This window comes from Kitasatospora sp. NPDC032150 (assembly GCF_055579945.1).
In genome coordinates this window covers 120,305-130,406 of the sequence record NZ_JBVIMH010000022.1, presented here as the reverse complement: position 1 = coordinate 130,406, position 10,102 = coordinate 120,305, and the positions used below count along the sequence as shown (strand labels likewise).

The window sequence follows — 10,102 nt, the reverse complement described above, 5'->3', positions numbered from 1 at the left end:
TAGTGTTTCGGTGGTCATAGCGTGAGGGAAACGCCCGGTTACATTCCGAACCCGGAAGCTAAGCCTCACAGCGCCGATGGTACTGCAGGGGGGACTCTGTGGGAGAGTAGGACGCCGCCGAACAATTTTTAGTGAAAGCCCCTCCCGGGGATACCGGGAGGGGCTTTCCGCATTTCTGCGTTAATCTCTGCGAATGCAGAACCTGACCCTTACGTGGCAGACCGCCGGCGGCGCGTCGGTGGTCCTGCTCGGAGCGGCGTATGCGGTCAAGCGCGCCACTCGTTCCGGAGCGGCCACACGTGCCGGCGGTACGGCCGCGCTACTGCGGGAGGCCGGCATTCTGCTGGGGCTCTTCGCACTCTGGCAACTGGTCGGCCATCTCTCCGTGTTGAGCACGGATCATGCGTTGGACCGGGCGGAGTGGATCCACCGGACGGAGCTTCGGCTGGGGTTCCCGGACGAGGCGGCCTGGCAACGTGCGGTCGAGCCGTATTCCTGGCTGGTCGCAGGAGCCAACTACTACTACGCGACCATGCACTTCGGTGTGATGCTGGTGCTGCTGCTCTGGCTCTTTCTGCGGCACCGGGACCGCTATCACTGGGTGCGGACCACCGTGGTGCTGACCACGGCGGCCTGTCTGCTCATCCAGTTCGTCCCGGTCGCCCCGCCCCGCATGCTGCCGGAGAGCGGGTTCGTGGACCTGGCGGCGCAGTACGGGCAGTCGGTGTACGGCGGCAGGGTAGGCGGGGTGGTGCCGGATCAGTTGTCTGCGATGCCCTCGGTCCATGTGGCGTGGTGCGTGATCGTGGCGGTGGCCGTCGTACGGGTCGCGCGTGGGCCGTGGCGGTGGCTCGTGGTGCTGCATCCGCTGGTCACGGTCTTCGTCGTAGTGGTGACGGCGAACCACTTCTGGGCGGACGGGCTGGTGGCAGTGGTGCTGCTGTCCGTGGTGTACCTGGTGCAGTACGCCGTCAGCGGCTGGCGGGCGGATTCCGAAGGGCCGACACCCTCCGTCGTGCAGCCGGAAGGCCGGCCCGGGGAACGGGCGTCCGTGAGCCGCTCCTGAGCACCGGCTCCAGAACGCCAGGCCCTGGACCGCGGAGTCGGAGCGCACGGCCGGGAGGGGGGGGGGGGGGGGGGGGCGTACCCCCCCCCCCCCCCCCCCCCCCCCCCTCCCGGCCATCGGCGGCGCGGACGCCTGCCGGTTACTTCACCGGCAGGGCGGTGCGGCCCCAGAGGCTGTTGGTGAGGACGGCGGTGGCCCAGTACCAGGCGACCACCCCGGCGAGGGCGGCGATCCAGCCGGCCGCCTTGGCGAGCCCGCTGCTGCCGCCGAGGGTGGCGATGGCGGTGAGCAGCAGGGCGACCGTCAGCAGGCCGTAGAGCAGGCGGCTGAAGCGGCCGGAGGCCCAGCCGGCGACCGTGAGGGTGAAGGCGAGCAGGGCCCACAGCAGCAGGAAGAGCCCGGCGGCGTACTTGCCGGCTCCGGCGGCCACGGACCAGGTGGCCCAGAAGGCGCCGAGGCTGGTGAAGGCGGTGCCGGTGAAGGTCTCTGCGTTGCGGAGCTGCCAGAGTCCGGCGATGAAGAGCGTCACCCCACCGACCAGGTGGGCGAGGGCGAGGGCGTCCTTGACCCCGGCGCCGCTGAGGACGCCGGTGGCGAGCAGGCCGTATCCGAGAAGGGTGAGTCCGAGGGCCAGGTATCCGAGGGGACCCGCGTCGGCGCCTGTGGGTCGGGCGTTCGCCCCGGTAGCTTCAGTGCTCACCGGAGGCTCCTTTCACTCTGTGCGCAAGGCGGCGGCATGAGGACGGACGAGGGTTGCTGGGCGAGATGCCGTGCCTCAGACGCACGGAAGTGGCACACGTCAGGGGGAGGACGGCTGCGGATGCGGGGCGCTGGGCACCGGGACACGAGGTGTCGGGCACGTGGCACTGAGCGCGGACGCACCGGGCATACGGCTCGGGACGCGTGGAGATGGCGTGCGGCGGCTGCGGCTGAGTGGGGAACCGGCGCGTCCGGCCGGTCGAGCCGGAGGCGGTCTGGTGGTCGATGTCCGCTCCGGGGAATTCCCCGGCGTATCCGGTGTACCCGCCTCCGGACCGCTTGCACCTTCGTGAATATTACGATTTGTGAACTTGCTGGCTTCGGACGGTAACGACTGTCGGTCACCCAGGGGGAACGGGCGGATGCCGCGTCGGCTCAGTCGACCCGCGGGCCGGGCACCCGGAGGGTGAGGATCGCCATGTCGTCCGAGGGCGGCTCGGGCGCGAAGCGTTCCACCGCCCGCTGGACGCGTGCCGCGACGGCTCCGGCGGTGAGCCCGGTGCAGCCGCTGAGGACCTGGGCGAGCCCGTCGTCGCCCAACATCCGTGAGCCTTCGCGGCGTTCGGTGACACCGTCGGTGACACAGAGCAGCACCTCGCCGGGATGAAGTACCAACTCCTCGGCCTCCAGCTCCAGTTCGTCCAGCACGCCGAGCAGTGGTTGCGGTGAGGCGGCCGGTTCGACCTGTCCGTCGGTGCGTAGGCGCAGCGGCAGCGGGTGGCCCGCGCAGACCAGGGACAGCGCGGTGCTGCCGTCCGGTCGGGGCGTCAACTCCCCGTACAGAAGTGTGAGGAAACGGCTGCGGGTGCCTTCGTCGAGGATGGCCGCGTTGAGCCGGGCGAGGACCTGCGGTGCGTCCAGGCCTTCGCGGGCGAGGAGGCGCAGCGAGTGGCGGGCCAGGCCGGTGACCGAGGCGGCCTCGGGGCCGGTGCCGCAGACGTCGCCGATGGCGAAGCCGTAGGTGCCGGGGCGGATCTGGAAGATGTCGTAGAAGTCGCCGCCGACCTCGTTGCCCTCGCCGGCGGCCTGGTAGAAGACCTCCACCTCGACGCCCGGGACCTTGGGCAGGTCGGGCGGAAGCAGGGCGCGTTGGAAGGCCTGGCTGGTGGCGGTGCGCTCGGAGTAGAGGCGGGAGTTGTCGAGGGCGAGGGCGGCTCGGCGGGAGAGGTCCTCGGCGAGTTCGAGCATCTCCTGACGGAATCGGACACCGGTGCCGACACCGAGGACCAGCAGGCCGATGACCCGGTTGCGGGCGGCGAGCGGCAGGACCACGGTCTCGCCGAGCAGTCCGGCCAGTTCGGGGCTGTCGGCCAGGCCGGCGGCGCGGGCGGTCTCCAACGGGCCCTTCCAGAACCGGGCGCCGGGTGCGGGGTCGGTCTCGGGGGCAGGGGTCTTGTCGAGCAGGGCGCGCAGCGGGTCGATCCGGTCCTCGTCCTCGTGCAGTACGAAGGCGAGGTCGGCGCCGCCGCCGTTCTGGTCGGCGGTGGTGTAGACGGCGCACCAGGCGGCCAGGGTGGGGACGGACATCTGGGCCATCAGGGCGAGGGTCTGCTGGTGCTCAAGGGTGCCGGCGAGCAGGTCGGAGGCCTCGACCAGGAAGGAGAGCGAGCCCCTGCGCAGGCGCTCGAGTTCGGTGAGCCGGGCGCTCTCCAGGGCGAGGGCGATCCGGTCGGCGGCGAACTGGAGGCGCAGCGCGTCCTCGTTGTCGTAGCGCCCGGGGGTGGCGGCGGCCACGCCGAGCGAGCCGGTGAGGCGGCCCTCGACCTTGAGCGGGACGGTGATCAGCGAGCGCAGGCCGGTGCCGGTGAGCAGCGGCGCCGAGCCGGGTCGCACCGAGAGGTCCTCGTGCACGGCGGGCAGCCGGGCGGAGTCGAAGCCGCGGCCGGTGCCGGCCGCGACCGGGATCGGGCCGCTCTGGCGTCCCAGCGGGCTGAGCCCGGTGGCCGCGCGGACCTCGAACTCGGTCTCGTCGTCGCTGGTGAGCATCAGGTACGCGGCGTCGGCGTCGAGCAGGTCGCGGGCGCGTTCGACGACGCGCTGGAGCAGGCCGCCGAGGTCGTGCTGGTCGATCGGGCCGACCAGCAGGTCCAGCGGTTCGATGGCCGACGGGGTCTCGACGGCGGTGCTGGGGGAGCGCAGTACACCGCGGTCGATCTCGCGGACCAGCAGGCAGAGGGTGGACGGAGTGCCGCGGGTGTCGCGGACCCGGACTTGGAGGCCGTACACCTCGGTGACCCGGCCGTCCGCGTGGCGCAGCCCGAAGCCGCCCTCCCAGCGGGCCAGCCGGAGGGTCTCGGCGAGGCCGAGGCCGATCCCGGCGGTCTGCGGCCAGACGGCCAGCTCGCTCCAGGGGCGGCCGACGATCCGGTCTGCGGGGTACTGGAAGAGCGCCTCGGCGTCCGGGTTCCAGGCGCGGACCAGGCCGTGCTCGTCCACCTGTACGACGGCGACCCGCACCGGGGCCTCGGCGTCGGGGAGTTCGCCGCCGGGGAGGCTGGGCAGGGCGTAGCGGGTGCCGGTGACGTGTTCGGGCAGCGGCAGCCGGAACCAGACGGTCTTCTGCCCGGCCGCGTACTCGACGCCCCAGCGGCTGGAGAGCGCGGAGCACATCAGCAGGCCGCGGCCGCCCTCGCCGTCCGGGTCGGCGTAGCGGTCGGAGGAGGTGGCGGGGACGTTGGCGAAGGACGGCAGGCCGCGTTCGGGGTGGCGGTCGGTCACCTCGATCCGTACCGAGTCCTCCTCGCGCAGGCAGGCGACCTCGGCGGCGGTACCGGCGTGCACCACGGCGTTGGTGACGAGTTCGCTGACCAGGACGACGGCGTCGTCGACGACCTCGGGGAGCCCCCAGCCGAGCAGGGCGTCGCGGACGAAGCCGCGCGCGGCGGCGGCCGAGCGGCCGACCGGTTCGAAGGTGGCGGTTGCGCGCGCGGTGACCACGTGCCACTTCTCCCATCAGGTCGCTCGACGGCTCTGCTCCGGCCCGTTGGCACCGGCCGGGAGAGACTTCCCGTTGGTGCCGGTCGGGAACCCCGTCCCGGCCCGGCCGACCTGGCGGCGGGTGTCGGAGCGGCGGCGGGGAGCGCCCATGGCCAGGTGCAGCGCTCCACCCTACTTTCCGCTTGGTACCCCGTGGGCCCGGGGCGCCGAAACAGCCACGAGAAGGTGATTCTGGCCACCAGTTTGTCCCGGACAGGTGGAGACCCTGTGCAACGGGCCGGACACGGAACGCCGCTGCTGCCAGACTGGGGGTCCGCCGCATGCGGCGACGCAGTACGGTCGGTGGGGTGTGCCGGCGGCTGTCTGCAGCGGCCGGGGCGGTGTTCGGGGGCGGGCCGGTGCCCGTTGCCGATCGGACTTGAACAGTCACGACGTGGGAGGGCCCGTTGAGTTCGGCCACCAAGGACGTACCCGGTACGACTCCGGCGACCGCGCGCGGTGGCCGGGCCGCGCAGGCACGCGGCAGCCAGGGGCGGCGTCCGAGTCACAACCGGGGAGCCGAGCCCGCGGATCTGCGCAAGCTGCTGGCGGCGCTGACGGCGATGCGGGACGGCAACTTCCGCCGCCGGCTCACCGTTCCGGGGGACGGGCCGCTGGCCGAGATCGCGGCGGTGTTCAACGAGGTCGCCGAGCGCAACCAGCACCTGACCGGTGAACTGGCTCGGGTCCGCCGGGCGGTGGGCCGGGAGGGGCGGCTGTCCGAGCGGCTGGAGAGCGGGGTCGGCGAGGGCGCCTGGATGGCGGCGGTCGACAACTGCAACGCGCTGATCGACGACCTGGCGCGGCCGATGGCCGAGGTGGGCCGGGTGCTCTCCTCGATCGCCGAGGGCGACCTGGACCAGCGGATGGAGTTGCGCTCGGTCCATATGAACGGGGTGAGCCACCCCTTGCGCGGGGAGTTCCTCAAGGTCGGCCGGACGGTCAACGGACTGGTGGACCAGCTCTCGGAGTTCACCGACGAGGTGACCAGGGTCGCCCTCGAGGTGGGTACCGAGGGCAAGCTCGGCGGCCAGGCCAGGGTGCGAGGCATGTCGGGCAGTTGGAAGGACCTGGCCGACTCGGTCAACACCATGGCCGGCCGGCTGACCGCACAGGTGCGCAACATCGCCGAGGTGACCACGGCGGTGGCCAAGGGCGACCTCTCGCACAAGGTCACGGTGGACGTGGCCGGCGAGATGCTGGCGCTGAAGAACACCGTCAACACGATGGTGGACCAGCTCAACTCCTTCGCAGCTCAGGTCACCAGGGTGGCCAGGGACGTGGGCACCGAGGGCCGGCTCGGCGGCCAGGCGCAGGTGCCGGGCGTCGCCGGGGTGTGGCGTGATCTCACCGACTCGGTGAACTTCATGGCCAACAACCTGACCGCGCAGGTGCGCAACATCGCCGAGGTGACCACGGCGGTGGCCAAGGGCGACCTCTCGCGCAAGATCGAGGTCGATGCCCGGGGCGAGATCCTGGAGTTGAAGAACACCATCAACACCATGGTCGACCAGCTCTCCGGCTTCGCCGAGCAGGTGACCAGGGTGGCGCGCGCGGTGGGGACGGAGGGCATCCTCGGCGGCCAGGCGCAGGTGCCGGGCGTCGCGGGGGTCTGGAAGGACCTCACCGAGAACGTCAACTCGATGGCCAACAACCTGACCAACCAGGTGCGCAACATCGCTCAGGTGACCACGGCGGTGGCCAAGGGCGACCTGTCGCAGAAGATCCAGGTGGACGCCCGGGGCGAGATCCTGGAGTTGAAGAACACCATCAACACCATGGTCGACCAGCTCGGTGCCTTCGCCGACGAGGTGACCAGAGTTGCCAGGGACGTCGGCACCGAGGGCATCCTCGGCGGTCAAGCGAGCGTGCCGGGGGTGTCCGGTACCTGGAAGGACCTGACCAACAGCGTCAACTTCATGGCGTCCAACCTGACCAGTCAGGTCCGGAACATCGCGGAGGTGACCACGGCGGTGGCCCGCGGCGACGTCTCCAAGAAGATCACCGTCGACGCGCGCGGCGAGATCCGTGAGCTGGTGATGACCGTGAACACGATGGTGGACCAGCTGTCGGCGTTCGCGGACGAGGTCACCCGGGTGGCCCGCGAGGTCGGTACCGAGGGGATCCTCGGCGGTCAGGCCCGCGTGAGCGGGGTCTCCGGTATCTGGCGGGACCTGACCGACAACGTCAACTTCATGGCGTCCAACCTGACCAGTCAGGTCCGCAACATCGCCGAGGTCGCCTCGGCGGTCGCCCGGGGTGACCTCTCCAAGAAGATCACCATCGAGGCGCAGGGCGAAGTCGCGGCCCTGGCGGGCACCTTGAACACCATGGTGGACCAGCTGTCCTCGTTCGCCGTCGAGGTGACGCGGGTGGCGCGCGAGGTGGGCACCGACGGCATCCTGGGCGGCCAGGCCAGCGTCCCCGGCGTCGCCGGCATCTGGAAGGACCTGACCGACAATGTCAACCAGATGGCCAACAACCTGACCGGGCAGGTGCGGAACATCGCCCTGGTCATCACCGCGGTGGCCCGCGGCGACCTCTCGCAGAAGATCGACGTGGACGCCCGGGGCGAGATCCTGGGGCTCAAGACCAGCATCAACACCATGGTCGACCAGCTCGGCGCCTTCGCCGACGAGGTCACCCGGGTCGCCCGCGAGGTGGGCACCGACGGCCGGCTCGGCGGCCAGGCCCGGGTCCCCGGGGTGGACGGCACCTGGCAGGACCTCACCGAGTCGGTGAACGAGCTCGCCAACAACCTGACCCGCCAGGTGCGGGCGATCGCCCAGGTGGCCACCGCCGTGACCAGGGGCGACCTGAGTCTGAAGGTCGACGTCGACGCGTCCGGCGAGATCGAGGAGCTCAAGGACAACATCAACCAGATGATCGCCAACCTGCGCGACACCACCCGCACCAACCAGGAGCAGGACTGGCTCAAGACCAACCTCGCCCGGATCTCCGGCCTGCTGCAGGGACGCCGTGACCTGGAGGCCGTGGCCTCGCTGATCATGAACGAACTGACCCCGGTGGTCTCCGCCCAGCACGGCGCCTTCTTCCTCGCCCAGCCGGCCGGGCGCACCGCCGAACTGATCACCGAGGACGACGACGAGAACGACACCGTGCTGCGCCTGATCGGCAGTTACGGCTACCAGCGCCGGGCGATGCCGACCACCTTCCGACCCGGTGAGGGGCTGGTCGGCCAGGTGGCGGTGGAGAAGCGCTCGATCATCCTCAAGGAGACCCCGCCCGGCTACCTGAAGATCGCCTCCGGCCTCGGCGAGGCCAGCCCGGCCCACGTGGTGGTGCTCCCGGTGATGTTCGAGGGCCGGCTGCTCGGTGTGATCGAGCTGGCCACCTTCAGTTCCTTCACCACCGTCGCGCTGGACTTCCTCAACCAGATCGCCGACCTGATCGGCGTCACCGTCAACACCATCAGCGTCAACACCAAGACCGAGGGCCTGCTGCTGGAGTCCCAGCGGCTCACCGCCGAACTCTCGATGCGGTCCGCCGAGTTGGAGGCCCGCCAGGAGGAGCTGGAGCGCACCAACGAGGAGTTGCAGGAGAAGGCCGAGCAACTCGCCCAGCAGAACCGCGACATCGAGATCAAGAACGGCGAGATCGAGGAGGCCAGGCAGGTCCTGGAGGAGCGCGCCGAACAGCTCGCACTCGCCTCGCGCTACAAGAGCGAGTTCCTCGCCAACATGTCGCACGAGCTGCGCACCCCGCTCAACTCGCTGCTGATCCTGGCCAAGCTGCTCTCCGACAACAACGAGGGCAACCTCTCCAGCAAGCAGGTCGAGTTCGCCGAGACCATCCACGGCGCGGGCTCCGACCTGCTCCAGCTGATCAACGACATCCTCGACCTCTCCAAGGTCGAGGCGGGCAAGATGGACGTCCGCCCGGCCAGGATCGCACTGGTCCAGCTGGTCGACTACGTCGAGGCCGCATTCCGCCCGCTCACCGTGGGCAAGAGCCTGGACTTCGCGGTGGTGGTCTCCCCGGACCTCCCGGTCACCCTGCACACCGACGAACAGCGGCTCCAGCAGGTGCTGCGCAACCTGCTCTCCAACGCCTTCAAGTTCACCGAGTCCGGCGCGGTCGAACTGCGGATCCGCCGGGCGGGCGGCGCTCCGCAGCACATCCGGGAGCAGCTGCTGGAGAGCGGGTCGATCACCGACCCCGACGAGCCGCTGATCGCCTTCTCGGTCTCCGACACCGGTATCGGCATCCCGGACAACAAGCTGCGGGAGATCTTCGAGGCCTTCAAGCAGGCCGACGGCGGCACCAGCCGCAAGTACGGCGGCACCGGCCTCGGGCTCTCCATCAGCCGGGAGATCGCCAGGCTGCTCGGTGGTGAGATCCACGCCGAGAGCGAACTGGGACAGGGCTCGACCTTCACCCTCTACATGCCGCTGCGCAGCGAGGCCCCAGGCTCGGCGGTCACTCTGGAGCGCCTGCCGTCGCCGCAGGTCAGGGCCAGCGTGGCAGTGACCCCGGCCGGGACTCCGGTGCCGGTGGGCGAGAACCCGGCGGAGCACTGGGCGCAGGAGGTGCGCGAGCTGGCGCAGGAGCGCCGCCGGGGCGAGGCCGAGCGGCGGCGGGCGGCCGAGGAGCAGGCCGGCGGCCTCGGCGGAGAGCCGGTCGCGCGGCAGAACGGCGTGGAGCAGTTCCAGGGCCGCTTCGAAGGCCAGCGGGTCCTGATCGTGGACGACGACGTCCGGAACGTCTTCGCGCTGACCAGTGTGCTGGAGCAGTACGGGCTGACGGTGCTGTACGCCGAGAACGGGCGGGCCGGCCTGGAGGTGCTGGAGCAGCACGAGGACGTGGCGCTGGTCCTGATGGACATCATGATGCCGGAGATGGACGGCTACGCGACCACCGAGGCGATCCGCCGGATGCCCCAGTTCTCCGGCCTGCCGATCATCGCGCTGACCGCCAAGGCGATGAAGGGGGACAAGGAGAAGAGCCTGGAGGCCGGGGCCAACGACCACGTCACCAAGCCGGTCGAGACCGATCACCTGCTGGCGGTCATGCGCCAGTGGCTGACCGGCAAGTAGTCGCCAACGGCGCGGGCAATCCGGAACGCGCGCCGGGCGCGTCTGACTACGTGTGCGAGGGAAGGGCGCGGCGCAGCGCTCCCGGAGGCGAGTCGAACCGAAAAATATGGGGAATCAGGGTTTCCGGCTGGGCTGGCGGGCCGAGCCGGGAACCGGGTAAGGTCACCCATCGTTGCGAACGGTGATCGGATGGTGACAAGGCGCGTTCTCAGGCCGGTCGCGGTTCGGAGTGTCTCCACGAAGT

4 protein-coding genes and 1 rRNA gene are annotated in these 10,102 nt (G+C 70.6%); 3 read left to right on the top strand and 2 right to left on the bottom strand.

Going from position 1 to position 10,102, the window contains the following annotated elements; genetic code table 11:
• The first annotated feature begins 6 nt into the window (after window positions 1-6).
• Both rrf and ACZ5ON_RS24565 read left to right on the top strand, forming a co-directional pair.
• Window positions 7-123 (top strand): 5S ribosomal RNA (rrf, locus tag ACZ5ON_RS24570).
• Between the two features lie 70 nt (window positions 124-193).
• Window positions 194-1,066 (top strand): phosphatase PAP2 family protein, encoded by an 873-nt coding sequence (locus ACZ5ON_RS24565; protein ID WP_465596546.1) that lies wholly within the window; start codon window positions 194-196, stop codon window positions 1,064-1,066.
• A gap of 139 nt (window positions 1,067-1,205) precedes the next feature.
• On the opposite strand, the gene ACZ5ON_RS24560 is transcribed toward ACZ5ON_RS24565, so the two are convergent.
• Together ACZ5ON_RS24560 and ACZ5ON_RS24555 are read right to left on the bottom strand one after the other, a co-directional pair.
• Complete coding sequence (locus tag ACZ5ON_RS24560) at window positions 1,206-1,766, bottom strand: acetate uptake transporter (RefSeq protein ID WP_465596543.1); 561 nt, start codon at window positions 1,764-1,766, stop codon at window positions 1,206-1,208.
• 434 nt (window positions 1,767-2,200) lie between these two features.
• Window positions 2,201-4,762: a SpoIIE family protein phosphatase gene (locus ACZ5ON_RS24555; protein ID WP_465596539.1), complete on the bottom strand. Its 2,562-nt coding sequence runs from the start codon at window positions 4,760-4,762 to the stop codon at window positions 2,201-2,203.
• A 602-nt stretch (window positions 4,763-5,364) separates the two neighbouring features.
• On the opposite strand from ACZ5ON_RS24555, the gene ACZ5ON_RS24550 reads away from it, so the two are divergent.
• Window positions 5,365-9,858, top strand: a complete 4,494-nt coding sequence (locus tag ACZ5ON_RS24550) for a HAMP domain-containing protein (protein WP_465596572.1) — start codon at window positions 5,365-5,367, stop codon at window positions 9,856-9,858.
• Window positions 9,859-10,102 lie beyond the last annotated feature (244 nt).